24 protein-coding genes are annotated in these 25014 nt (G+C 64.1%); 5 read left to right on the top strand and 19 right to left on the bottom strand.

Annotated elements, in window-relative coordinates:
• Positions 1–3 precede the first annotated feature (3 nt).
• Complete coding sequence (locus FJ430_RS08220) at positions 4–1548, bottom strand: MFS transporter (protein ID WP_140709445.1); 1545 nt, start codon at positions 1546–1548, stop codon at positions 4–6.
• A 169-nt stretch (positions 1549–1717) separates the two neighbouring features.
• On the opposite strand from FJ430_RS08220, the gene FJ430_RS08215 reads away from it, so the two are divergent.
• A complete protein-coding gene (locus tag FJ430_RS08215) occupies positions 1718–2350 on the top strand; it encodes a TMEM175 family protein (RefSeq protein WP_140645259.1) in 633 nt (210 codons plus the stop codon).
• On the opposite strand, the gene FJ430_RS08210 is transcribed toward FJ430_RS08215, so the two are convergent.
• The 9 genes from FJ430_RS08210 to FJ430_RS08170 form a co-directional block, all read right to left on the bottom strand.
• Complete coding sequence (locus FJ430_RS08210) at positions 2324–3835, bottom strand: L,D-transpeptidase family protein (protein ID WP_140709443.1); 1512 nt, start codon at positions 3833–3835, stop codon at positions 2324–2326. The genes FJ430_RS08215 and FJ430_RS08210 overlap by 27 nt on opposite strands.
• A gap of 235 nt (positions 3836–4070) precedes the next feature.
• Positions 4071–5165: an IS4 family transposase gene (locus FJ430_RS08205; RefSeq protein ID WP_226892111.1), complete on the bottom strand. Its 1095-nt coding sequence runs from the start codon at positions 5163–5165 to the stop codon at positions 4071–4073.
• 99 nt (positions 5166–5264) lie between these two features.
• Entirely contained in the window at positions 5265–5630 is a 366-nt protein-coding gene (locus FJ430_RS08200) for an MmcQ/YjbR family DNA-binding protein (RefSeq protein WP_140711004.1), read from the bottom strand.
• Positions 5631–5744: 114 nt separating this feature from the next.
• The gene (gene clpB, locus FJ430_RS08195) at positions 5745–8351 is read right to left on the bottom strand and encodes an ATP-dependent chaperone ClpB (RefSeq protein ID WP_140658889.1); all 2607 of its coding nucleotides are present in this window, start codon (positions 8349–8351) and stop codon (positions 5745–5747) included.
• A gap of 327 nt (positions 8352–8678) precedes the next feature.
• Positions 8679–9713, bottom strand: a complete 1035-nt coding sequence (locus FJ430_RS08190) for a DUF4167 domain-containing protein (RefSeq protein ID WP_226892110.1) — start codon at positions 9711–9713, stop codon at positions 8679–8681.
• A gap of 313 nt (positions 9714–10026) precedes the next feature.
• The gene (gene prmC / locus FJ430_RS08185; RefSeq protein WP_140711003.1) at positions 10027–10896 is read right to left on the bottom strand and encodes a peptide chain release factor N(5)-glutamine methyltransferase; all 870 of its coding nucleotides are present in this window, start codon (positions 10894–10896) and stop codon (positions 10027–10029) included.
• Positions 10889–11968: a peptide chain release factor 1 gene (prfA, locus tag FJ430_RS08180; protein WP_140711002.1), complete on the bottom strand. Its 1080-nt coding sequence runs from the start codon at positions 11966–11968 to the stop codon at positions 10889–10891. The genes prmC and prfA overlap by 8 nt, the downstream gene beginning before the upstream one ends.
• 208 nt (positions 11969–12176) lie before the next feature.
• Positions 12177–14447, bottom strand: a complete 2271-nt coding sequence (gene ptsP / locus FJ430_RS08175; RefSeq protein ID WP_140645253.1) for a phosphoenolpyruvate--protein phosphotransferase — start codon at positions 14445–14447, stop codon at positions 12177–12179.
• Between the two features lie 83 nt (positions 14448–14530).
• Positions 14531–15784: an aspartate kinase gene (locus tag FJ430_RS08170; RefSeq protein WP_140711001.1), complete on the bottom strand. Its 1254-nt coding sequence runs from the start codon at positions 15782–15784 to the stop codon at positions 14531–14533.
• Between the two features lie 213 nt (positions 15785–15997).
• Here FJ430_RS08170 and FJ430_RS08165 point away from each other — a divergent pair, with 213 nt between their 5' ends.
• Complete coding sequence (locus tag FJ430_RS08165; protein ID WP_140711000.1) at positions 15998–16288, top strand: antibiotic biosynthesis monooxygenase family protein; 291 nt, start codon at positions 15998–16000, stop codon at positions 16286–16288.
• 118 nt (positions 16289–16406) lie between these two features.
• Here FJ430_RS08165 and FJ430_RS08160 read toward each other — a convergent pair whose 3' ends face one another.
• Positions 16407–16970 carry a putative glycolipid-binding domain-containing protein gene (locus FJ430_RS08160; RefSeq protein ID WP_140710999.1) on the bottom strand — a complete coding sequence of 188 codons (564 nt, stop codon included), beginning with the start codon at positions 16968–16970 and terminating at the stop codon, positions 16407–16409.
• Between the two features lie 276 nt (positions 16971–17246).
• Between FJ430_RS08160 and ubiG the strand changes: the two genes are divergently transcribed.
• Positions 17247–17996 (top strand): bifunctional 2-polyprenyl-6-hydroxyphenol methylase/3-demethylubiquinol 3-O-methyltransferase UbiG, encoded by a 750-nt coding sequence (ubiG, locus tag FJ430_RS08155; RefSeq protein WP_140645249.1) that lies wholly within the window; start codon positions 17247–17249, stop codon positions 17994–17996.
• Positions 17997–18007: 11 nt separating this feature from the next.
• On the opposite strand, the gene FJ430_RS08150 is transcribed toward ubiG, so the two are convergent.
• Together FJ430_RS08150 and FJ430_RS08145 are read right to left on the bottom strand one after the other, a co-directional pair.
• Positions 18008–18529 (bottom strand): flavin reductase family protein, encoded by a 522-nt coding sequence (locus FJ430_RS08150; RefSeq protein WP_140710998.1) that lies wholly within the window; start codon positions 18527–18529, stop codon positions 18008–18010.
• A gap of 14 nt (positions 18530–18543) precedes the next feature.
• On the bottom strand, positions 18544–19668 hold the full coding sequence (locus FJ430_RS08145) for an LLM class flavin-dependent oxidoreductase (protein WP_140710997.1): 1125 nt from the start codon (positions 19666–19668) through the stop codon (positions 18544–18546).
• Between the two features lie 111 nt (positions 19669–19779).
• Between FJ430_RS08145 and FJ430_RS08140 the strand changes: the two genes are divergently transcribed.
• The gene (locus FJ430_RS08140) at positions 19780–20361 is read left to right on the top strand and encodes a winged helix DNA-binding protein (RefSeq protein ID WP_140710996.1); all 582 of its coding nucleotides are present in this window, start codon (positions 19780–19782) and stop codon (positions 20359–20361) included.
• Here FJ430_RS08140 and FJ430_RS08135 read toward each other — a convergent pair.
• On the bottom strand, positions 20358–21290 hold the full coding sequence (locus FJ430_RS08135; protein ID WP_140710995.1) for a DMT family transporter: 933 nt from the start codon (positions 21288–21290) through the stop codon (positions 20358–20360). The genes FJ430_RS08140 and FJ430_RS08135 overlap by 4 nt on opposite strands.
• 99 nt (positions 21291–21389) lie before the next feature.
• Here FJ430_RS08135 and FJ430_RS08130 point away from each other — a divergent pair, with 99 nt between their 5' ends.
• Positions 21390–21875, top strand: coding sequence for a MarR family winged helix-turn-helix transcriptional regulator (locus tag FJ430_RS08130; RefSeq protein WP_140711007.1), 486 nt, complete (start codon positions 21390–21392; stop codon positions 21873–21875).
• 15 nt (positions 21876–21890) lie between these two features.
• Here the strand turns inward: FJ430_RS08130 and FJ430_RS08125 are convergent, their stop codons facing one another.
• The 5 genes from FJ430_RS08125 to FJ430_RS08105 form a co-directional block, all read right to left on the bottom strand.
• A complete protein-coding gene (locus FJ430_RS08125; RefSeq protein WP_181175597.1) occupies positions 21891–22478 on the bottom strand; it encodes a hypothetical protein in 588 nt (195 codons plus the stop codon).
• Between the two features lie 59 nt (positions 22479–22537).
• Positions 22538–22963: a DUF1178 family protein gene (locus FJ430_RS08120; RefSeq protein ID WP_140710993.1), complete on the bottom strand. Its 426-nt coding sequence runs from the start codon at positions 22961–22963 to the stop codon at positions 22538–22540.
• Complete coding sequence (locus tag FJ430_RS08115) at positions 22960–23826, bottom strand: carbon-nitrogen hydrolase family protein (protein WP_140710992.1); 867 nt, start codon at positions 23824–23826, stop codon at positions 22960–22962. Before FJ430_RS08115 ends, FJ430_RS08120 begins: the two co-directional genes overlap by 4 nt.
• Positions 23827–23828: 2 nt before the next feature.
• Positions 23829–24092, bottom strand: a complete 264-nt coding sequence (gene grxC / locus FJ430_RS08110; protein ID WP_140645242.1) for a glutaredoxin 3 — start codon at positions 24090–24092, stop codon at positions 23829–23831.
• Between the two features lie 70 nt (positions 24093–24162).
• Complete coding sequence (locus FJ430_RS08105; protein ID WP_140658875.1) at positions 24163–24963, bottom strand: ComF family protein; 801 nt, start codon at positions 24961–24963, stop codon at positions 24163–24165.
• Positions 24964–25014: the final 51 nt, after the last annotated feature.

The following is a 25014-nucleotide window of genomic DNA, read 5'->3' as shown; positions in this document are numbered from 1 at the left end:
ACTCTAATCCGCTGCCTGCTGGGGCCAGGGCGATGCCTGCCCGGATGCGGTGAACCAGGCGATGACCGACGATAAAACGCAAAGCAGCGCCGTGACCGCGGCGACCACAGCAAAAGCCCAATCGCTTGCCGCAATCCTCGCCGCATCGACATTGGCAGCGAGCCCGGACGCCGGCGGTTCGCCAAAGCCGGGAATTCCGGAGACGCCGCCGGTCATCCGCGCATAGACGATTGCAGCCAGCGATCCCATCGCCGCCACCGCGATCAGGCCGCCAACGCGAGAGACGGCATTGTTGATGCCGGACGCCGCACCCGTGTCCTTGTCCTCGACCGATGTCATGACTGCCGTCGACAGCGGCGACACGACCAGCGCCATGCCGAGCCCCATCAGCCCCATCAGCGGAAAGATGCCGGTCCAGAAATTGTGGATCCCGGCATAGGTGAGCAGCGCGAGGCCGCCAAAGCCGATGGCCACGACAAGGCTGCCGCCGGCGATCGGCAGGCGCGGCCCGATCCGGTCCGACCATTGGCCGACCGGTCCTGACAGCAACGCGATCAATACCGATAGCGGCAGGAAGATGAAACCGGCCTCGGCCGAACTCAGCCCCCAGCCGGCGATCAGCAGCATCGGCAGGTAGAACAGATTGGCCGACAGCGCGAAATAAAGGAAGAACGTCGCCAGGTTGGCGCCGGCGAAAGCCTTGATGCCAAACAGGCTGAGATCGATCATCGGCTCGCGCTGCCAGCGCTCATAGAGGACGAAGACGACAAGCAGGACCGCCCCGGCGACGATCGCCGGGACCGGTATCAGCCCGTCGCCCTCGGCGTTCATCGCCGTCAGCCCGTAGGCCAGCGCTCCGAAAGCGAGCGTCGCCAGCCCGGCGCCGCCGAGATCGAGGCTGCGCTTTTCGGTCGGCTGGTCGGCCGGGACCTTGGCCAAAAGCAGATAGATGGAAACCAGCCCGAGCGGCAGGTTGATGGCGAAGATCGCACGCCAGATGCCGTTGCCGAAGGCCGACAGCACAAAGCCGCCCAGCACCGGGCCAAGCGCCGTCGTCAGCGCCGAGGCCGCCGCCCAGATGCCGATCGCCCGGCCGCGCTCCTTTTTCGGATAGGATTTGGCGATGATGGCAAGGCTGCCCGGCACCATGATCGCCGCACCGATGCCCTGGATGGCGCGGAAGGCGATCAGCACGGTGGGATTGGGCGCCAGGGCGCAGGCAAGCGACGCGGCGACGAACAGCGCGATCCCGGTCACGAAGGCACGCCGCAGGCCAAACCGGTCGCCGGCAGCACCGCCCGCCAGAATCAGCGCCGAAAGCGTCAGCGCATAGGCGTTGGAGATCCACTGCGCCTGCGCCAGGCTGGCGCCGAGATCGACGCGTAACGCGGGCATTGCAATCGCCAGGACCGAACCGTCGATGAAGCCGAGCGCCGAAGCCAGGATCGCCGCGATCAGCACATACCGGCGTTGAGATTGCGGACAGAACGTGCCGTTCTGAGCGGATCCGGTCAGCGGGATAGCGGCAGCTTCGCCTGGAGATTTCATGACAGCCTGCTTAAACCTCCAATGCTTCCGCAACAACCGGCCAGCACCTTGCTGTGTTTGAACCCAGTTTCGAGCTGGCCGCATGGGCAGGGTGACATCTGCCCGGATGCAAACGGCACATGGCATGTTAACGTTCCGCAGAGAGCCGCCAGGCAAAGGGGACGCCCGCATGAAACGACCGCTTGAACCGTCGGCCGAATCGCGCGGACGCATCGTCGGCATCACCGACGGCGTCTTCGCCATCGCGCTTACGCTCATCGTGCTGGAGATCAGGGTGCCATCGCATGAGGCGGTCCATTCCGAAGGTGAATTGCTTTCGGCAATCCTGGCGCTGGCGCCGCGCTTCCTGACCTACGCGCTGAGCTTTTTGACGCTGACCATCTTCTGGTTCGGCCAGCAGGCGCAGCATGGGCTGATCGCAAAGTCGGACCGGCGGCTGGCGACGCTGAACCTCTGCTTTCTAGCCTTCATCGCGCTATTGCCGTTCTCCACCGACCTTCTGGCCGATTTCCTCGAATTCAGGCTTGCGGTGCTTGTCTACTGGCTGAACCTGCTGATGCTCGGTCTCACCTTGCTTGCCAGCTGGCGTTACGCCGAGAAAAACGGCTTCCTGGCCGAAGGCGTCGATGCGCAAACGACGCGTACTGTCTACCTGCGCATCGTCAAGGCGCAGATCCTATGGGCGATCGGCGCGGCGCTCTGTCTCATCAGCCCGCTGCTCAGCGTCGGCTTCATCCTGGTTGTGCAGCTCGTCTACGCCACCGCGCCACGCAGCTCACTGCTGCGCCACATAGTCGGCTGAAGAGCCGCCGACGAATTCGACGGTCACACCAGGCGACACCAATTTGGCAAGCTCTCGCGCATCCCAATTGGTCAGGCGCACGCAGCCATGGCTCTCGGTCTTGCCGATCTTGGAGGGATCGGGCGTGCCGTGGATGCCGTAGGTCGGCTTATCGAGCGCGATCCACACCGAGCCGACCGGACCGTTCGGCCCCGGCGGGATCATGAGAATCTTGTCGTTCTGGCCCTGCTTGAAATTGATGTTCGGGTTGTAGGTGTAGTTCGGATCGAGCGCGACGCGCGAGACGGCGTGAATGCCGGTCGGCGAAGGCGTGTCGGCCGAGCCGATGGTCGCCGGATAGGCCGCGACCAGCTTGCCGCCCGCATCATAGGCGTAGACTTCCTTCTTGGTCTTGTCGGCGACAACGCGCGCCACCGGCGTCGACACCAGCTTGCCGAAATTGGCGACCTTGATCATCGTGCCGGGGCGATTGAAGTCGACCCCTTTGTTGATCGACTTCAGATAGGTCTCGTCCATGTGGAAGCGCTCGGCCAGCGCCTCGGTGACCGAGGTGTAGCACATGCAGTCGAGCCTGGCCTTCTGGCTGTAGTCCTCGGGGATCGAGGCGAGATAGTGGCCGGCCGCATCCTCCGGCGTAATCGTGTAGGAGGCAAAGGCGTCGCCGCCCGACTGGGCAAGCGCCGCCTGGATGCCGACTTCATCGGTCGATTTCAAACTGGTGCCGTTGATCTCGTTGTAGGCGGCCAGCGCCTTGTCGACATTCGAGCCGAAGCGCCCGTCGATCACGCCCGGCGAGGCGCCGCCGCGGTCGAGCAGCACCTGCAGCGCGGCGACGTCCTGGCGCACCCCGAGCGACAGCGATGGATCGACGGTGGCCTTGCCGCCGGTGTCCGGCGACGGCTGGGCGTCGGGATTGGTCTGCAGCACTTCGCCCTGGCCCGGCTGCTCCGGGTCGATCGACGCCTCGTTCAGCGGCTGGCGCTTGATGGTGTTGGACTTCGGCGCCTCCGGATAGGTGGTCGCATAGCCTTCATCGTTGTTGGGCGCCGGCGGATAGGCATCGACGGAATTGTCGTCGTTGGGGTCGTACTCATCGACCGGTGGCGGGATGACGCGGCCGTTTTCCTCCAGTTGCCGGCGGCGGAAGCGGGCCATGTCCTCGGGATTGTCGAGATAGTAGCGGTCGTCGTCCTCGGCCGGCGCGCGGCCGAGTTCCTGCATGCGCATCTGCCGGCGAAGCGCGCGGCGATCGAGCTTGCTGCCTGGCGGCTGGATGGCGATGACCTTGCCGGTATCTGCATCGACCAGGACGCGGTTGCCCCTGGCGTCGTAGTAGATGTCGATATTGCCTTCCTGAGCCAGCATCAGCGCGCCGCGCTCGGTCGGGCGCGCGCTCTGCGCGCCATCCACGCTCGGCGTGGCGAACGCACAGGAAGACACCAGCCCGGCCGCGAGTGCCGAAAGGGAAAAGATCAAGCGCAGCATGCGGGTCAAGCTCTCCGGTCGACTGGGCTTCTGGCGGGCGAACCCTTCGCCAGCAAACCAGTTACCCAAGTTAAGGTTCCAACATGAACCGGGCATGAAGATGGCGGTCTTCCGGTGCCTTGAGGAATATCAGCTAATGCGTGTCGCGCAAAAGTGTGCAGCGGTTGTGCGATAACGACATGCATGAAAACAAAGCCTTAAAGCGCGTCGCCCGAATCCGCTCACAGTACACGACTCATTGGGTTTTGATGGTCTTAGGGAAAGCGCTGAGCCATGCGGTTAGAGCGTTTTGGGGTGAGAAGTTGATCCATGCCCTGAGGGCGTCTAGTCCGATGCGGAACCATGACTTTTCGCGTCGGCCGTGGGCCTTTCGCTTGATGGCCTTCATACCCATGGTTTGGGTTGCACATCGATAGGCCCATGTGATTGCGATGGCGAGAATGGCTGTCAGGGTATCGATCTTGTCTGGCGCGGTCATTCTGGTGTCTTCGATGTTGAAGCCGCGGGTCTTGGCATCGCCGAACAGGCATTCGACGGCCCAACGGCTCTTGTAGGCTATGATGGCGGCCTTGGCGTCCTGGCTGTTGGTCATGACGATGAGCCATTCGCCCTGCTGGCCTTTTCTGCCGTCGATCCATTTGGCAGCGAAGGATAAACGGACGGATGCAGCCGGCAGGCCGGCCTCAAGCGTCGTGACGCTGCGGCTCTTGCGGCGCTTTCTCAGCAGGGTCTGGAGTGTCCAGAGCTTTCCATCGGCCAGGGCGACGCACTGGCCGACCTTGACGCGAATGGCAAACGGGACCTTGTTTTGCATCAGGAATTTGACCCAATCGGCGCCGATGAACTCGCGGTCGGCGAGCAGCAGTTCGATCGAAGCCGCGCCGAACAGGTCGAGATAGCGCCGCATCAACTCGATGCGCTGGTGCGTATTGCTGTTGCCCTGGTGGTCGAGCACCGTCCACAGCAGCGGTACGCGAAAGCGTCGCGTCACGATGGCCAGCATGAGAATGTTGATGTCCTTGCAGCCGACCTTCCAGCTGGTGCGATCGAGCGCCAGGCATTTGGGCCGCGACAGGTTCAGCATGCGCACGACGAGCTGCGCGACGAGTGCCTGATCCAGCCGGATCGACTGGAAGAAGCGCTGCAGGCGGCGATAGTTCGACCCGTGTTGCGCGGCCCCCGGAAACTGGCTCGCCACATGGCTCAGATTGACCGTGCGGCCTTGAACCATGCCGATGATCAGAACCGCGAGTGTTTCCAGGCGCGAATTGCGCAGTGCAAAATGACGGCTTAGGGTCTCGATGAGGGCGGTGTGAATCGTGATCGGCATCGGCGGATCCTTTTGGCGAAGAATCCTCCAATCAAATCACTTCAAGCCGTCCTCACCCTTGCGTCGTGTACTGTGGAATCCGCTTCAGCGCGACGCGCTTTAGTCTTTGGCAAGCCCCAATTCGTTACGTGCCTGTTTGGTCAGCTTGAGGACGACCAGGCGATGGCTCTCGCGCAGATAGTCCTCGAGCGCCGCATCATCCATGCTTTGGCTTGTCTGACGCTGGATCCATTTCATGCCGCGCGAGGCAAGATAAGGCGCCGGCCGGCAGCCCGGCTGATCCTTCAGCACGTCATAGGCCATCTCGGAGCATTTGAAGGTGACGAAAAGCTGGCCGCCCTCGTTCCAGCCGCCAATGGCAAACACCTTGCCGCCGACCTTCCAGACATGGGCCCCGCCCCACTGGACCACATGCGTCGCAGCGGGCAGCGAGGCGCAGAAGCCGTTATAGTCGTCGAGCTTCATCGAGTTCTTCCCAGCCATTCGAATCGGCAGCCGATTATGCGCGGTCGCCGGGAATAACAAAGCGCGCCGCACCAGTCCGATGCGACGCGCCCTTTCGTTTCAACTTGCCCGGAGTCAGGCGGCGGCTTCCGTCGCCACCACCGTCGGCTTCGAGCGGAAGTTCAACCGGTCGGAACCCGCGGTGACCTTGACGGTCGAACCGTCGAGGATCTCGCCGAGCAGGATCTTCTCCGCCAGCGGGTCCTGCAGCTCCTTCTGCATCACCCGCTTCAGCGGCCTGGCGCCATATGCCGGATCGTAGCCCTTCGAGGCCAGCCACTCGATCGCGTCGTGATCGAGCGACAGCACGATCTTGCGGTCGACGAGCAGGTTCTCCAGCCGCTTGAGCTGGATCTCGACGATGCGGTCCATGTCCTGCCGGCGCAGGCGGTGGAACAGGATCACCTCGTCGACGCGGTTGAGGAACTCCGGCCGAAACGAGGCCTTCACCACGGCCATCACCTCGTCGCGCACCGCATCGACATCCTGGTCGTCGCTGAGGTTGACCAGATATTCGGCGCCGAGGTTGGACGTCATGATGATCAGCGTGTTGCGGAAGTCGACCGTGCGGCCCTGGCCATCGGTCAGCCTTCCGTCGTCGAGCACCTGCAGCAGCACGTTGAACACATCCGGATGCGCCTTCTCGATCTCGTCGAAAAGCACGACCTGATACGGCCGGCGCCGCACCGCTTCGGTCAGCGCGCCGCCTTCCTCATAGCCGACATAGCCGGGAGGCGCGCCGATCAGCCGGGCGACGGAGTGCTTTTCCATGAACTCCGACATGTCGATGCGCACCAGCGCCGTCTCGTCGTCGAACAGGAAGCTGGCCAGCGCCTTGGTGAGCTCGGTCTTGCCGACACCGGTCGGTCCGAGGAACATGAACGAGCCGATCGGCCGGTTCGGATCCTGCAGCCCGGCGCGGGCGCGGCGCACGGCCTTGGACACCGCCTGCACGGCTTCGCCCTGGCCCACGACGCGCTTGCCGATCTCGTCTTCCATGCGCAACAGCTTCTCGCGCTGCCCTTCCAGCATCTTGTCGACCGGAATGCCGGTCCAGCGCGACACGACATGCGCGACATGGTCGGGTGTGACCACCTCTTCCACCATGCCGGTCTTGCCGTCCTGCGACTCGGCTTCCTTGAGCTTCTTCTCGAGCTCTGGGATCTTGCCATAGGCAAGCTCGCCGGCGCGCTGGAACTCGCCCTTGCGCTGCGCGATCGCCAGTTCATTGCGCGTCTCGTCGAGCTGCTTCTTCAGGTCGGCGGCAAGGCCAAGCTTCTGCTTCTCGGCCTGCCACTTCGTGGTCAGTTCGCTCGATTCCTCCTCGAGGTCGGCGAGTTCCTTCTCCAGCCGGGCAAGCCGGTCCTTCGAAGCCTCGTCCTTCTCGACCTTCAGCGCCTCGCGCTCGATCTTGAGCTGCATGATGCGGCGGTCGATCTCGTCCAGCGCCTCGGGCTTGGAATCGACCTGCATGCGCAGCCTGGACGCCGCCTCGTCGACCAGGTCGATTGCCTTGTCCGGCAGGAAGCGGTCGGCGATGTAGCGGTTGGAAAGCGTCGCCGCCGATACAAGCGCGGAATCGGAGATGCGCACCTTGTGGTGCTGCTCGTACTTCTCCTTCAGGCCGCGCAGGATCGAAACCGTGTCTTCCACCGTCGGCTCGTCGACGAAGACGGGCTGGAAACGGCGGGCAAGCGCGGCATCCTTTTCGACATGCTTGCGGTATTCGTCGAGCGTGGTCGCGCCGACGCAGTGCAGTTCGCCGCGCGCCAGCGCGGGCTTCAACAGGTTCGATGCGTCCATCGCGCCGTCCGCCTTGCCGGCGCCGACCAGCGTGTGCATCTCGTCGATGAACAGGATGATGTTGCCGTTGGCCGAGGTAACCTCGTTGAGCACGGCCTTCAGCCGCTCCTCGAACTCGCCGCGATATTTGGCGCCGGCAATCAGCGCGCCCATGTCGAGCGCCATCAACTGCTTGTCCTTCAGCGATTCCGGCACGTCGCCATTGACGATGCGCAACGCCAAGCCCTCGGCGATGGCGGTCTTGCCGACGCCCGGCTCGCCGATCAGCACGGGGTTGTTCTTGGTGCGCCGCGACAGCACCTGGATGGTGCGGCGGATCTCGTCGTCGCGGCCGATGACCGGATCGAGCTTGCCGGCGCGGGCGTCGGCGGTGAGGTCGCGCGCGTATTTCTTCAGCGCGTCATAGCTCTGCTCGGCGCTGGCCGAGTCGGCTGTGCGACCCTTGCGGATATCGTTGATGACCTGGTTAAGCGCCTGCGCGGTGACGCCCGCCTTGGACAGGATGTCGGCGGTCTTGGCCGACTTCTCCATGACCAGCGCTTGCAGCAGCCGCTCGACGGTGACGAAGCTGTCGCCGGCCTTCTTGGCGAGGTCCTCGGCGGTCGAAAACACCTTGGCAAGAGGCTGGGCCAGGTAGAGCTGGCCATTGCCGCCCTCGACCTTGGGCATGGCTTCGAGCGCCGCCTCGACGCCGAGCTTGACATCGCGGACATTGCCGCCGGCGCGCTCGATCAGGGATGCGGCAAGGCCCTCGTCGTCGTCGACGAGCACCTTGAGCATATGTTCGGGCGTGAATTGCTGGTGGTTGCGCGAGAGCGCCATGGTCTGCGCGGACTGGATGAAGCCGCGCACGCGCTCCGAGTATTTCTCAAGATTCATTCTCTGTCTCCTTCCATCACCGGCCCGCTTTGCGGCACCGGATCAGATTGCGGTGACGGGCCCGCCCATAAGAGCCGAACCCTGTTTCCTGGCGAGATATGGTGCGCGGGCGGCAGGCTCTCAAGACGTCTGGCTAGCGCAATTCCAGGAAAAGTGTGATGTGGTTTTCCGTTCGGAATTGCGTAAAGCAAAAAAGAGAGAGCAGTTCGCCGTTTTCGTGAAACGGTGAAACGCTCTATCGGCACGCCATATTATTCCACCGCCCGCAAAAACAAAAACGGCGGAGAATGCTCTCCGCCGTTTGCAATATCCGAAATGGCTTCTGGATCAGTTGTTCGCGTCGGCGGCAACAGGCTCGCCTGCTTCGCTGGCAACCGGCGCCGGCTCGCCGGCGGCAGGCTCGCTCGCCGGCCTTGCCTCTTCGGCGGGCCTGGCGCTGGCCTCGTCGCCATTGTTCATGGCGCTATGCGCTTCAGCTGACTTTTCGGCGCTCGAACCTTCGGGGCTCGCACCTTCTGGCTGACCGCCCTGTTCGCCACTGCCCGCCTGATCGGCATAACTGCCGCGCGGGCGGCGCGGGCGCCGCGGCCGGCGACCGCCGCCATTGTCCATGGCGGCTTCGTTGAGCTCGGCCTGGGCGGCAAGGGCTGCCGGCGAAAAGCTGTCGAACTGCGGCGTCTGCTCGGCCTGTGAACCAGCCTCGCCGGCTGCCTCAGGCTGCGCCTCATTGCGGCGGTTCTGGTCGAACTGCTGGCCGCCCTGCTCGCCGCGCTGGCCATTTTCGCCGCGCTGGCCGTTCTGGCCAAAGCCGCCGTTGCGGCGGTCGCGATTGCGGTCGCGGCCATTGTTGTCGCGCTGCCCCCCATCCCGCTGGCCACTGTCGCGGCGATTGTTGTTGTCGCGGCCGCTTTCCTGGTTGTAGGCGAGTTCCGCCGGCGTGCCTTCGATCACCGGCTGCGGTCCGGAGCCGTTCGCCGCGGCCGGCGCGTCGGCGCCATTGCCGCCGTTATTGTCGAACTCTTCGCGATCCTCGTCGAGATCGTCATCGAAGTCGTCGCGGTTCTGCTGGACATTCTGGATCGGCATCTGCGCCTGCGCGGCGGCAATGATGCGATTGTAGTGCTCGGCGTGCTGGAGATAGTTTTCCGCCATCACCCTGTCGCCGGAGCTTTGCGCGTCACGGGCGAGCGTGGCGTATTTCTCGGCGATCTGCTGAGCCGACCCGCGGATCTTCACGTCCGGGCCGTTGCTCTCGTAAGTGCGGGTCAGGGGATTCGGCCCCTTGCGGTTGTTGTTGTTGTTGCCACCGCCGCCATTGTTGTTGCGACCGCGCATGCGCCTGTTCTGCTGTTGTGGCCTCATTAGACTCTCTTCATAGTGAATTTTCGAAAAACTCTTCACGAACGGAGGCGCTCATGCGGCCAGCCGTTTCGTTTCTTCACTGGCGTTCGCCCGCATCAATTGCGTTGGCGCCACGTGCCATCCTGTTCCGGTTACATCACTTGCCAGATGATTCCCGCACGAAGCTTGGGCGTCGTTTGCGCAAGAAGGCAGCTATTTCCAAGGAAAACCGAATCGCTGGGAGCACTGCCTGCTTCGTCTCATCCGGTTGAGCCGGACCCTAACTGCATTCCCCGGTGTTGCCAAGCGGTTTTTTCGCACTGCATCAGGGCTTTCAACGCTCGAACACCAGAACTCTGTCATTGCCACCGAGGTCGCGATGTGTCCCGGTTAACACATAGCCGGCTGCCGCGAATATTCCGCTGACCTCGTTTTTCTGCGTGTAGCCGATCTCGACCGCTACCTTGCCTTGCGCTTCCAGAAATGCAGCCGCTTCGGCGGCGATGACCCTGTAAGGGTCCAAACCGTCCGTGCCGCCATCAAGGGCCGGGCGCGGGTCGAAATCGCGGACCTCGTCCTGCAGATTTCCAATGTCTCCACTGGGTATATAGGGAGGGTTCGAGGCAATTACATGGTAACGGCCCAAAACTTTTTCGAACCAGTTGGAATGCAAGGCTTTGAAGCGCTCGCCGAACCCCAGGTCCCGGGCGTTTCCGGCCGCGGTCGCCAATGCATCGGGCGAAATATCGACGCCTGTCGCAGTCGCGGCCGGAACGGCGCCGAGCAGGGCCAGCGCGATGGCTCCGGTGCCCGTGCCGAGATCGAGAATACGGCATTCCCCGAGCCTTTCGGCCGTTGCCCGGGCGAACGGCAGGACGGCGTCGACCAGCGTCTCGGTGTCCGGCCGGGGCTCCAGCGTCTCCGGCGAAAGCGACAGGCGCAAACCGTAGAATTCGCGGTAGCCGAGGATACGGTGTACCGGCTCGCCTGCGATGCGACGCCTGAGGGCCGCTTCGATGGCCGAAAGCGCCGCGGAACCCACCTTTTGCTCCGCTTCGGCAATGGCCTGGGTGCGGGTCGTGCCGGAGAAATGCTCGACGATCAGCCGGGAATCGAGCGCCGGATCGGCAATGCCGGCGGCGGCCAGGCGCCCGCGCGCCACCCTGAGCAGCGGCCCGAGCGCCGCGGGCAGTTGGTCAGCCATCGAGGCTCATATCGGCAAGCAGCTTCGACTGATGGTCGGCGATCAGCGCGTCGACCACCTCGTCGAGCTCGCCCATCATCACCCGGTCGAGCTTGTAGAGCGTGAGGTTGATGCGGTGGTCGGTGACGCGCCCTTGCGGGAAATTATAGGTGCGGATGCGCTCCGACCGGTCGCCCGAGCCGACCTGCGACTTTCGCGAGGACGAGCGTTCCTCGTCGGCCCGGCTGCGCTCCAGGTCGTAGAGCCGCGCGCGCAGGATCTGCATGGCGCGTGCCCGGTTCTGGTGTTGCGACTTTTCCGCCTGCACCACCATGATGCCGGTCGGCAAATGGGTAATGCGAACCGCCGAATCGGTGGTGTTGACGTGCTGGCCGCCCGAACCCGAGGCCCGCATCGTGTCGATGCGGATATCCTCGGCCCGGATCTCGATATCGACCTCTTCGGCCTCCGGCAGCACCGCCACTGTCGCAGCCGAGGTGTGGATGCGTCCGCCGGCCTCGGTTTCCGGCACACGCTGGACGCGGTGCACGCCGGATTCGAACTTCAGATGCGCGAACACGCCCTTGCCCGACACCGAGGCGATGATTTCCTTATAGCCGCCTACCTCGCCGTCGCTCGCCGACACCGTCTCGAAGCGCCAGCCACGCGAGGCGGCATAACGCTCATACATGCGGAACAGATCGCCGGCGAACAAGGCCGCTTCGTCGCCGCCGGTGCCGGCGCGGATTTCGAGGATGGCGTTCCTCTCGTCGGCCGCATCCTTGGGCAGAAGCAGGATCTGGATGTCCTTCTGCAGCGCTTCGATGCGGCTCTCGACTTCCGGCAGGTCCGCCTCGGCCAGCGCGCGCATATCGGCATCGGTCGCCTTGTCGGCCAGCATCGACTCGAGGTCCGTCTGCTCCTGCTCGGCGGCGCGCAATGCCCGGATCTTGCCCACCATCTCCTGGATGTCGGCATATTCGGAGGCCATCTTGACGTATTGATCGGCGGCGGGCCCGGCCGACATCTGCGCCTCGAGCATGTCGAAACGCTTGACGACTTGATCCATACGGTCGCGGGGCAGGTTGATCATGGTCTTGGAACTTCAATGAAATTCACGTCAGGGCCGGTCGGAAAATAGCGAGTTTCGAGTACCGGAGCGGAATGTACATTTAGGTACATGAGCACCGGCCTGCGCCGGCCATAGCCTTAATTCAACTGCCACGCCACTCATGAATGCTTCGGCCGGCGAAGGCCGGAAGCGCGGAAAATCGCCATTTGCAGACCGCCCTCACGTGAATCTAGAGCGGAATCGAACGATCGTCGGCAAAGGCCTGCAGCAGCGCCCGCATCGGCGTACCCTGGGCGGGCGCCATCAGATTGTCCCTGAAGAAGGCCTGCAGTTCCTGCAGCGGAAGTTCGGTCAGCATCGCCTTGACCGGGCCGATCGAGGCCGGCGACATCGAGATCGAACGGAAGCCGAGGCCGATCAGCGCCATCGCCGAGATCGGCTTGCCGGCCAGCTCGCCGCAAAGCGTCACCGGCGTGTGATTGCGGGCGCCGGCATCGGCGATCGTCTTCAGCACCCGCAGGAACGGCGCCGAAAGCGTGTCGAAGCGGTCGGCAAGCTGCGTATTGCCGCGGTCGACCGCCATGACGAACTGGAAGAGGTCGTTGGAGCCGACCGAGACGAAATCCACCGCCTTCATCAATTCGTCGAGCTGGAACAGGAGCGAGGGCACTTCCAGCATCGCGCCGAGCTTGAGGCTGGTGGGCAGGTGGTGCGCGAAGCGCGACAAATGCCGGACCTCGCGGTCGATGATCTCGCGCGCCTGCGCGACTTCCGACAGCTCGGTGACCATGGGCAGCATCAGCTTCAGTTCGCGGCCACCGCTGGCTTTGAGCAGCGCCCGGATCTGCGTCCTGAGCAGGCCAGGACGATCGAGCGTCAGCCGGATCGCCCGCCAGCCCAGCGCCGGGTTCTCTTCCTGGATCGCGCCCTTGAAGTAAGGCAGCACCTTGTCGCCGCCGATGTCGATGGTGCGGAAAGTGACCGGTTTGCCGCGCGCGGCGTCGAGCACATCACGATAGAGCCGCTCCTGCGCCTCGGCGCGCGGGAAGGTCGAGGCAACCATGAACTGCAGCTCGGTGCGGAACAGGCCGATGCCGGCGGCGCCCGACTCGGTAAGCTGCGGCAGGTCGACGGCAAGGCCCGCATTCATCAGGAGATCGACCGGAATCCCGTCCCTGGTCAGCGACGGCTTCTTGCGCAGCTCACGGTAGACTTCCTGCCGTCGGGCCCGGAACCGGACCTTTTCGGCATAGGCGGCTTCCAGGTCGGATTGCGGCCTGAGATGGATGGTGCCTTCCTCGCCGTCGACGATGATGGCGTCGCCGTTTTCCGCCATGGAAACGGCGCCCTTCACCTGTCCGGCGACCGGAATGCCCATGGCGCGCGCGACGATCACGACATGGCTGGTGGCGGCGCCGTCCTCGAGCACCAGGCCGCGCAGCTTGTCGCGCGGATAGTCGAGCAGTTCGGCCGCGCCCATCGAGCGGGCGACGATGATGGCGTCCTTGGGCAGCGCGGCCGCGACATCCTCCGGCCCGCGCCCCATCAGCTGGCGCAACAGCCGGTTGGCGAGATCGTCGAAATCGCTCATCCGCTCGCGCAGATAGGGATCGGTCATGTGCAGCATGCGCGCGCGCATGTCGCTTTGCACCTTTTCGACCGCGGCTTCCGCCGTCAGGCCGTTGCGGATCGCCTCTTCCAGCCGACGCACCCAACCACTGTCATTAGCGAACATGCGGTAGGCTTCGAGCACCTCGCGGTGCTCGCCCTCGAAGGCGACCTCGCGCCGCTCCAGCATGTCGTCGATGGAGAGGCGCAGCGAGCCGAGCGAGGACTGCAGCCGGCGCACCTCCTCCTCGCTGTCCTCGTTGAACAGGTTGGTGACGACGATGCGCGGCTCGTGCAGCACGACATGGCCGAGACCGACGCCATCGTTGAAGGAGACGCCGGTGAAGCTCGCCGGGCGGCGCAGGTCGAGCTCCAGCCCCGGCTTGGTGAGGCGGGCAAGATCGCCGGTGGCGATCATCTCGGCGATCACCATCGCCGTCGTTTCAAGCGCTTCGACCTCGTCGTCGCGATAGTGGCGCATGGTCTTGTTCTGCACCACCAGCACGCCCAGCGTGCGCCCTGCCCTCAGCACCGGCACGCCGAGGAAGGAATTGTAGATCTCTTCGCCCGTCTCCGGCAGGTAGGCGAAGGCCGGATGTTCCTGCGCGTTGGAGAGATTGAGCGGCCGCGCGCTGGCGGCGATTGTGCCGACCAGGCCCTGTCCGAGCCTGAGCTGCGCCAGGTGGACGGCGTTCGGGTTCAGACCTTCGGTGGCGTAGAGTTCGAGCACCGAGTCGGCGCGCAGCACATAGAGCGAGCAGACTTCGGCGACCATGTTGGAGGCGATGTCGCGCACGATGCGGTCGAGCCGCTCCTGCGGCTCCAGCGGCTCTTGCATGAGCTCGCGAAGCCGTTTGAGCAGAACGCGCGGGCCACTGGCCGTATCACGCATCGCGGCTTGTTCTCCAATGGCCATCTCGCCCGCCGCAGTTTCTCCTGCGGCCGGCGTTCACGCAACAACTGACTCAGTTCTTGCTATTGCTTATCCAGACCGTAGACGGAATGCAAAGTGCGAACCGCCAGTTCCGTATAGGGACCGTCGATCAGTATCGAAATTTTGATCTCGGACGTGGTGATGGCGCGGATATTGATCGCCTTGTCGGCCAGCGCCTTGAAGGCGGTGGCGGCGACGCCGGCGTGGCTCCTCATACCGATGCCGATGACCGAAACCTTCGACATGCCGGCTTCCGACTGCACGACGTCGTAGCCGACTTCGGGCTTCAGCTTCTCCAGCACGCCAAGCGCCTTGTCGACGTCGCCGGACGGCACGGTGAAGGTCATGTCGGTGAATTTGCCGTCCTCGGAAATGTTCTGGACGATCATGTCGACATTGATGTTGGCCTCGGCCAGCGGACCGAAGATGCCGGCGGCGACGCCTGGACGGTCGCCGACGCGGCGCAGCGAAATCTGCGCTTCGTCCTTGGCGTAGGCAATTCCGGTGACGACCTGCTGTTCCACGATCTCTTCCTCGTCGCAAATGAGCGTTCCGGGCGGATTGAGCAAATCCCCCATTCCGGGCGCATCGGGATCGTCGAAGGACGACCGCACGAAGGTACGCACCCTGTGTACCATGGCAAGCTCAACCGAGCGCACCTGCAGCACCTTGGCGCCGAGCGAAGCCATTTCGAGCATTTCCTCGAACGAAATCTTGGCGAGACGCCGGGATTTCGGCTCGATGCGAGGGTCGGTCGTGTAGACGCCGTCGACGTCGGTATAGATGTCGCATCGGTCGGCCTTGACCGCCGCGGCGATCGCCACGGCGCTGGTGTCGGAGCCGCCGCGGCCAAGCGTCGCGATACGGTTGTCCGGCCCGATGCCCTGGAACCCGGCGATGACCGCCACCTGGCCCTCGCCGAAGCGCTTGATCAGGAAGGCGCCGTCGATGTCGAGGATGCGCGCCGCGCCATGGGCATTGTCGGTCTTGATCGGGATCTGCCAGCCCTGCCAGGATCGTGCATGAATGCCCATGTTCTGCAACGTGATCGCCAACAGGCCGGCCGTGACCTGCTCGCCCGAAGCGACAACGGCGTCATATTCGCGCGCGTCGTGCATGGGCGAGGCTTCGCGGGTCCAGCCGACCAGCTCGTTGGTCTTGCCGGCCATGGCCGAGACCACCACGGCGACGTCGTGACCGGCATCGACCTCGCGTTTGACATGGCGCGCCACATTGCGGATGCGGGCGATGTCGGCGACCGAGGTTCCGCCGAATTTCATCACGATACGCGCCATGGAAGCGAAATGCCTTTGACTCAAGCCGGCTCAAGGCCGGAACGGGAGGAAACGCCAGGGTGACCAAGCGCGGAAATGCGCGGCCTCCTTAGCCAAAACAGCAAGGCTTCGCAAGCGAGCGCACTTATTAGCCGGCCCGGCACCACTCATCCTGACGGATTCCTGTCGCCGGTCATGCCACAAGACTGCCGAAACGGCCCGTTGGAGATTCTCATGTCCGAGACCCTGGAAATCGTCACCTTCCGCCTGAAGCCCGGCACCGAAGCCGGCTTTGTCGGGGTCATGACGGATTGGCTTGCCCGGCAGCCGGGCTTCCTAAGCCGGCAGCTCGGCAGGTGCGAGGATGGAAGCTGGGTGGACGTCGTGCGCTGGCAGAGCCTGGAACAGGCCCAGGCGGCGGCGGACCGCATCATGGCCGAGATCGGCGCCAGCGAGGCGGTTCAGGCGATCGACCCGGCCAGCGTCGACATGAGGCACGCGGCGGTCGCGCTGTCGAAAATCTAATGCATGTCGCGCAAAAGTGTGCGGCGGTTTTGCGATAACGACATGCATGGAAACAAAGCCTTAAAGCGCGTCGCCTGAATCCGCTTCAGCGCGACGCGCTTTAGCCGGTCGAGGATGCTCAACGCAGCGCGATGGCCTTCCACAGTCCTGGATAGTCGACAATGAAGCCGGACGGCGAGACGTCCAACACCTGGTCGTAGCCGAATTTCGGCGCGGCATAGGCGTAGCGGCTGTCGTCGAGGCGACGGTAGGTCTGGTCCAGACGTTCAAGCCTTAGCTCCGGAAAGGCCAGATAGGCCGCCGGGGCAGGCGCCGCAGCGCCGACGGCAAGGTCGAAGCGGCGGATCGCCAGCAGGTTCGTTGCCGGCGTGAAGCCGAGGTCGACATCGACAAGCCCGGCAACCTCCGCCTGCTCCGCGCCATTCAGCGTCCATCGGCCGTCGGCCAGCCGTTCGACCTCGTAGCGCAAGGTTTGCGTGCCGAGAAACCCGTCGACACTTGCGAAACGCGTGCGCCAGCCGGCATCGCAATCCGCCGCATAGGCAAGGCTGCAGGGCTGGCCGTCATGGAGGAAGAGGGCATGGCCCTTGAGCCGCCAACCGCTCTGGGTCGCACAAAGCAGGCAGGCATCGTGGCCTTCAAGGTCGAGACGGCGCCAGAGGATCGACGTGTGAGGTCGCATGATCGCGTTCCTTTTCGAACAGTCTATGCCGTCCCATTCGCGCGAAGTCACAATCCCGTTTCACCATCTGCCCGACCAAGCTGCCACGTGCTGACAGCACGAGAGCTTGGCGGCAGCTGAAAAAACCTGCCTTGACATTCCCTCCCCCGCGCCCGACTTCCTAACGTCAGCGCCGCGCGTCCTTTGGGACGCAGGACATTGTAGCACTTTGACTTTGTGCATGATCCTTTCCGAAATCGATTCCAATTTTCGGGATCATGCGCTGGAGACCCGCCTATGCCAGAGCCCCGCCGATCGACCATCGATGCCGGAGAAGTCGAGCGCTTCTCCGCCCTTGCCGCCGAATGGTGGAATCCGAACGGCAAGTTCCGTCCGCTGCACAAGTTCAACCCGGTGCGGCTTGCCTATATCCGCGACCAGGTGGCGGCGCGTTTTGGCCGCGATCCGCGCGCGGCGCGGCCTTTCGATGGCCTGCGCTTCCTCGATATCGGCTGCGGCGGCGGGCTTTTGTGCGAGCCGATGGCCAGGCTTGGCGCCGAAGTGGTCGGCGCCGATGCTTCCGCGACCAACATCGAAGTGGCGAAGCTACATGCGGCGGAGGCCGGCGTCAGCGTCGACTACCGCGCCACCACGGCCGAGGCGCTAGCCGATGCCGGCGAGGTCTTCGATGTCATCCTGAACATGGAAGTGGTCGAGCATGTCGCCGATGTCGACCTGTTCGTCGCCAAATGCGGGCAGATGGTCCGCCCCGGCGGCATCATGTTCGTCGCCACCATCAACCGCACGCTGAAAGCGCTTGGCCTTGCCATCATCGGCGCCGAATATGTGTTGCGCTGGCTGCCGCGCGGCACGCATCAGTTCGGCAAGCTGGTGCGGCCGGAGGAGCTGGCAAAGGCACTGGGCGCGGCCGGTCTCACGGTGATCGACCGCACCGGCGTCATCTATCACCCACTGGCCGACCGCTGGCAGCGCTCGAAGGACATGGACGTCAACTACATGGTGCTGGCCGAGAAAGCCTCGGTCTGATCAATGGGTCCTCAGGCTTCCAACGGCCGATAGCCGCCGCGCCAATAGATCAGGGCCTGTCCGGCATCCTGCGTCCTCACCGCCTCGACCGAACCGATGACGATCGAATGCGTGCCGCGATCGATCATCTCGTCGAGGCTGCAGTCGAAAGCGGCCACCGCGTCGCACAGCAGCGACGCGCCCGTCTTCAGCGTCGTCCATTCGGCGCCCTTGTAACGATCCTTGCCCTTGATGCCGCCGAAGCCGGAGAAGCGCTCGGCAACCTGCTGGTGCTGGGGCCCGAGCGAGTTGACGCCGAAATGCCGGTAGCGCTCGATGATCGGCCAGGTCGATGAGGAGCGGTTGACGCAGGCGATCACCTTCGGCGGCTCGGCCGACAGCGACACCACGGAAATGACGACGAGGCCGGTACGGTCATCGCCGACGCCGGCGGTGATGACGCTGACATTGCCGACGATGAGCCGCATGGCGGCGCGGAAATCAGCGACGCTGACCGGATTTTCTGGCGTGGACTGACCTTCTGCCGTGGACATTGCCATCTCCTTGTCTAAGCCGCCGACTGCATCGCGGCCGGCGCGACGCGAATGGCTCTTTCTTCGAGAATAGGCAGGACCGTGTCGCGGAAATAGGGGAATTCCTCGACATAATCGACGAAGGACAAGGTCGAGCCGCGGAAGCCGGCTTGGTGCAGTTGGGTGATGCCGTTGGCCACCTGCTCGGGCGTGCCGGTCAGCGGAAAACCGCCATGGCCCGCCGCCATGCGGTCGCGGATGAGCGCCAGAAGGTCGTGCGGGAAGGATTGCGCGTGGGCGAATTGCAGCCGCACCAGATTGTCCACCGCCGCCCAATCGGCATTGGCGCGGCCGAAATGCTCAAGATAGTCGTTGGCTTCCTTTTCCGTCGGTCGGCACACGACATGGGCGAAGGTCAGCACATCGACGTCCCTGCCCGCCGCTTTGCCCTGCTCCTTCAGCGCCGCGAGCTCGTCCTTCGAGCGCGAGAGGTCGATCGCCGGCGTGAACAGGAAATCGGCGTTGCGGACGGCAAATTTCCGCCCCTCGTCCGAGCCGGCCGCGTTGAGGATCGGCAACGGCGATGACGGGCGCGGATCGCCGAGCACGTTCCTGAGCTTGAACCAGGTTCCGTCCCAGTCGAAGGCCTCCGTGCGGCTCCACAGGGCGCGCACGATATCGAACCATTCCTGCGCGTAGCCGTAGCGGGTGGTGTGGTCGTCGGGCAGCGCCAGCCCAAGTGCCTCGTATTCCGGCTTGTTCCAGCCGGCGACGACGTTGAGGCCGATGCGGCAGCGGCTGATCTGGTCGATGGTGGCCAGTTGCTTGGCGACGACGACAGGATGGTTCGCCGCCGTATGGGTCGTGGCAAAGACGGTGATGTTGCGGGTGAGCGCCAGCAGCCCCGCTGCCCAGGTGATCGTCTCAAGCACGTTGCCATGAAAATTGGTTTCGCCGCCGTAACCGATCCAGCGCGCGATCGGCAGCATGAAGTCGATGCCGGCTTCATCGAGAAGGCGGGCGAGCTTGAGATTGTTGTCCCAGGAATTGTCCCAGCGCTCGGCGACCTTGGTGACGGTCATGCCGCCGGAACAGTTGGACGCGAAGGTGCCGAGAAAGAAAGGCTGTGTGCCAGGCGCGAACTTGTCGAGCATGCTCATGACGATGTTCTCCTCACATTTTTGATTATAATTTATGATAGAAAGTCTATCATAAATTCATGTGGACGCAATCGCGTGGATCGGCGCATCCTCGCGGCAAGGGAGAGGCTGATGAACGAGCGTCGCAAATCGCTGGAAACACAGGAAGAACTGCTCGACCGCGGCTGGCATCTGGCGCGCACGCCGCTCGAGATCGACGTCACCGAGGTCGAATATGCGCTGATGCGCTCCTACGAGGCGTTCGGCCACTGGCAGGCGGAGTGCCTCGCCACCGTGATCGAGTTTTCGGCCAGCGGGCCGGAAAACGCGCTGCTCCACATCATCAGGATGAACGACCGGCCCAAAAGCGTCCGCGACCTCGCCCAGATGACCAATCGCGACGACATTCCCAACATCCAGTACAGCCTGCGCAAGCTGTTGAAGGGCGGGCTGATCACGCGCACCGGCAGCGGCAGGGCCGGCGTGACCTACGAGGTGACGCCGCTGGGGCATCGGGTGACGGAACGCTATGCCGATATCCGTTCGGTGTTGCTCATCGAAGCGGTGAAGCGCATTCCCGAGATGGCCGAGAAACTCGGGGACGTCGCGCGCACGCTGGAGTTGATGACGGGCATCTATGAGCAGGCGGCGCGCGCCGCCGCCACCCATCGCCGCCGCCACCCGCGGCCGGAACCCTCCGGCAAGGAGGATTAGCTCCGGGACGACGCCGGCTCGACCCGAACCGGCGCCGGCGCGCCGGCTTGGCTTTGCGCCTTGGTCGTGATGAAAACCCCGGCGGTGATGATGGCGGCGCCCAGCCAGGTCAGAAGCTGGTAATGCTCACCGAGGAAGAGCGTGCCGGCGAACAACCCAACGGCCGCCGCCACATAGCCGATCTGGCTGAGATAGACCGGCCCGCCGACCGCCTGCAGGCGGAAGAAGAAGGCAAACATCGCCGAGGCCGACACAACCTGACCGACGACGACGAGGGGCACGGCGCCCAGCGGGGCGAAGGCATGCGTGCCCAGAAGGCCGAGGATGCCAATGAGAAGCAGCGTGGCCGAGGCCAGGTGGCTGCCGACTGCAAGCTCGATCGGGCCGGTGTCTTGCGGCCAGTCGACGGTGCGGTAGATGTTGCCGGCGGCGAGGCTGACCGGGATGAGCAGTCCGATCGCCACCCAGAAATAATCGGCCGGCTGGCCGGCCTCGCCGCGCGTCAGCGCAACCATCGCCGCGCCTACGAAACCGACGGCGATGCCGATGACGCCGAGCAGGTTGGGGCGCCTGACACCGAGCAGGATCGAGAACACCAGCGTGATCACCGGCGACAGCGTGAACATGATGCCGGTGTAGCCGGCGCCGAGATGCGGGATGGCCGAGAACATCAAAAGATTGGGGACGGCATAGGAAATCGCCGCGGTGACGAAGAAATAGCGCAGCTTGTGCGGCGTCAGCCGGATCCGCTCGCCGCGCAGCAGAAGCGCCAGAAACAGCACGCCGCCTGCGCCCAGCGAAATGACGAAGGCCCAGACCGTGGCCGGTACCCCGGCGGCGGTGGCGAGCTTGCCGAACGGCAGCGTCATGCCAAGCAGGCCGCCCGTCACGACCAGAAGCCAGATCGCTGAATCCCAGAGAAATCTCATTGGTTCGTCCTGTCGCTGCGAGACCGCTTGGCGGCCAGTTCTTGTTGCAGTAAGATAATGCAAAGATTCTTTATGTCAAGATACTTTACGGTGAGCAATATGGATCGAGCGGGCAGGGCCATGGAACAGTGGCGACGGGAACGACCGGATCTCGACGTGTCGCCGATGGGCGTCATCGGGCGGCTCAACGAGGCCTCGGCGCTCATTGCGCGCGACCGGCTCGCGCCGGTATTCGCCCGCTTCGGGCTGCAGTCCGGCGAATTCGACGTGTTGGCGACGCTGCGCCGTTCCGGCGCGCCCTATGCGCTGACGCCGACCGAGCTCTACGAGGCGACGATGGTGACGTCGGGCGCCATGACCGCCCGCCTCGACCGCCTGGAAAAGGCCGGTCTGACCCGGCGCGCGCCGCACCCCAGCGACCGGCGCGGTGTGGTGGTGCAATTGACCGAGAAAGGGCTTGAGCTCATCAACGAAGCGCTTGCCGCCCACGTCGCCAACGAGCACGAAATCCTTGCTGGCCTGACACGCGAGGACCGGGAAATGCTGGCGAAGCTGCTCGGCAAATTGATTGGCAGCATGAGTTGACACCTGACGAGAGGATCAATTCCGCCTCGACTTCGCAGCCAATCTCCTGTTGCGCCATCTTCGGAGGGCGATCATTCTTCGCAGCAACCACTCGGGAACGCCGACATAACGCGCGGCCTCGACCTCTGCCGCTAAGGCTTGCTCGGCCATTGCGGTATCGCTCATGTCGGGCAAAGCGTTCAGCATCCTGTCGGCCTCGTCAAATGCTTCAGCTGCCCCGGGAAGTGCTTTGGTGAAAGCCATTTGGCGCCGGATACACGTCTGTTCAATACGCTGGCGCAATTCTTCGCGATACTCGATGCCGAACCGTGCGAGACGCGCATGTGTTGCCTCATGCACGATCACTGAGGCAATGAGCTCACACGACGTCTTTTTGTCGAGCACGAACCGTTGATCGAGCTGGCAAGTCCAGGTACCTACGCTGAACTGTCCGCGATAGGGGATTGCCAAAATCCAAATACGACTGAGGTCTCTTGCAAGCCTACGGTAGCGGATTGGATCGTGTTGGCGAATGAGCGACAGGGCCTGGACCACCCGATCAATCTCTTGCTGATCTCCAACAACCAGCAAACCGTCCACTGTCAGACTGTCCGAGGTCTTCAACCAAATCCACTGAAAGAACCTCTCTACGAGGCCCGAAAAAATTTCTCGCCGCCGCCCGCTCAGTTCCGGTCGTCCGGAAAGCTCGGGATTGGCATGAACTCGACGCCGTCCTCGGCGAGGCTCTGCGCCTCTTCGGGGGTCGCTTCGCCGTAGATGCCGCGCGGATCGGCCTCGCCGAAATGGATCTTGCGCGCTTCCTCGGCGAACTTGTCGCCGACATAGTCGGCATTCTCGCGCACCTTCTCGGCCAGCGCCTTGAGCTGCGCCAACGCCTGCTTCTGCGCCTCGCCCATGCCCAAGGCCACCTTCTCCTGCTTGCGGGATGTGGAGACGGCGGGCGCCATCAACGCCTTCTCGACCTTGTGCGAGCCGCAGCTCGGGCAATCGACGAAGCCGCGCTTCTTCTGGGCGTCGAAATCATCATTGTTGCGGAACCACGCTTCGAACTCGTGCTCGTGTTCGCAGATCAGGGAGAAACGGATCAAGAGGCGGCACCCCTGAGACGCGGCGCTTCGCTTGTCCCGGCTTTGACGGTGAAATCCCGCGCATTTTTCAGATTGGGGATCTTGCGGCGCGCGGCCAGCGACTGGGCCGGGTCGATCTCGGCGAAGATCACACCGGGCTCGTTATGCGCGGCCTCGGCGATGATGCGCCCCCACGGATCGACGATCAGCGAATGGCCATATGTCTCGCGCCCGTCCTCATGCAGGCCGCCCTGCGCGGCGGCGATAACATAGGCGCCGTTCTCGATGGCGCGGGCGCGCAGCAGCACTTGCCAGTGCGCTTCGCCGGTCTGGCGCGTGAAGGCGGCCGGCACCGTCAGCACTTCGGCCCCGGCCATCGCCTCGGCGCGGAACAGCTGCGGAAAGCGCAGGTCGTAGCAGACGGCAAAGCCAAGCTTCGTCCCTTCGATGTCGGTCACGGCCGCTTCCGTCCCTGGCTCGTAGGACGCGGATTCGCGCCAGCTCTCGCCATTGTCGAGATCGACGTCGAACATATGGATCTTGTCGTAACCGGCGATCACGGCGCCGTCTGGCGAAAACAGGAAAGCGCGGTTGGCGAGCTTCCCGTCGGCGCGGCGAATGGCCGTCGAGCCGATATGCAGGTGAATGCCGAGCTCCTTCGCCAACCTGCGCGCGGTCGCGACGACGATGTCCTTATCCTCCGCGGTAAAAGCGGCCGCGCCGGCTTCCTTGTCGCGCACCAGCGCTCCGGTCATTTCCGGCGTCTGGACGTAGGTGGCGCCCTGGCCGGCGGCCTGGCGGACCAGGATCTCCATGTCGGCGGCGTTGCGTTCCGGGCTCGTGCCCGAACGCATCTGCACGGCGGCGGCCTTGAAACTACCCATGGTCATCTCCCGTTGGCGAGCATCGCGTCCAGCCGGCCCCGCGACTCCAGATCGTGGAGGTCGTCGCAACCGCCGACATGCGTGTCGCCGATGAAAATCTGCGGAAAGGTGGCTCGCCCATGCGCCTTGGAAATCATTTCCTGGCGCAGCTCCGGCGAGAACGAGGCGTCGTGCTCGGTATAGGCTACCCCCTTGCGGTCGAGCAGCCGCTTGGCGGCGTTGCAGTAGCCGCACATCATGCGGGTGTAGATCGTCACATCAGCCATTGGCCGGCAGTCCTCATGCATGCCGTCCAGAGAGGTACGAAAGCGACATGCGGCAAACAACAATTAAAACCTATATAGTCGCGGACTCATCGGGCCGAAAGTCCCCAGGCAGGACGCGGGCGAAAGTAAGGATGTCGACGGCTCCGGCGCCACCCCTCTTCAGCGCCTTGGCGACCGCCCGCACCGTTGCGCCGGTGGTGTAAACATCGTCGACCACGAGCACCCGGCGCCCGGCTATCTCGATTTCGGCTTCCGGCGGGACGCGAAAGGCGGCGCGCACATTCTCCTCGCGCTCGTGCCGTTCGAGCCCGACCTGCTGGCGCGTCAGCTTCACGCGCCTGATCGCGGATGGCGAGAAGGGCAGCCCGCCGAGCTTTGCAACGGCCCGTCCGAGCTCTGCCGACTGGTTGAATTGGCGCCGGAAGAAGCGCCGCCAGTGCAACGGCACCGGCACGACCAGGTCGGCCTCCGCGGCCAGCTCCGCGCCGGCGCGCATCATCCAGTTCGCCATCCACGGCGCGAGGTCGGTTCGATCCTGATATTTCAGCCCCTGCACCATCTGCCGCGCGACGCCTGAATAGACGACGGCCGCCCGCGCCCTCTCGAAGGGCGGAGGATCGGCGATCGCCTCGGCGGACAGAAACCCCTCGCCCATGTCGTGGGTGAAGGGCGTGCCCATCACCGGGCACCAGGGCTTCTCCAGCAGCCTCAGCTTCGGCCAGCAGGCGCCGCACAGCACGCCAGGCTGCGACACATGGCGACGGCAGCCGGCGCAAACCGGCGGAAACAACAGGCGCGCCGGCCAGGCCAGTGCCTGCCGGGCCATATCCTGGACCGCTATGGTCTTGATCTTGTGCACCGGATCGGCCACGTGATTGGAACCCGGCGCACCTTAACACCACTCCGGCACGCGCGGACAACA

This window comes from Mesorhizobium sp. B2-8-5 (assembly GCF_006440675.2).
GTDB lineage: Bacteria > Pseudomonadota > Alphaproteobacteria > Rhizobiales > Rhizobiaceae > Mesorhizobium.
This window is presented reverse-complemented; position numbering and strand designations above follow the sequence as displayed.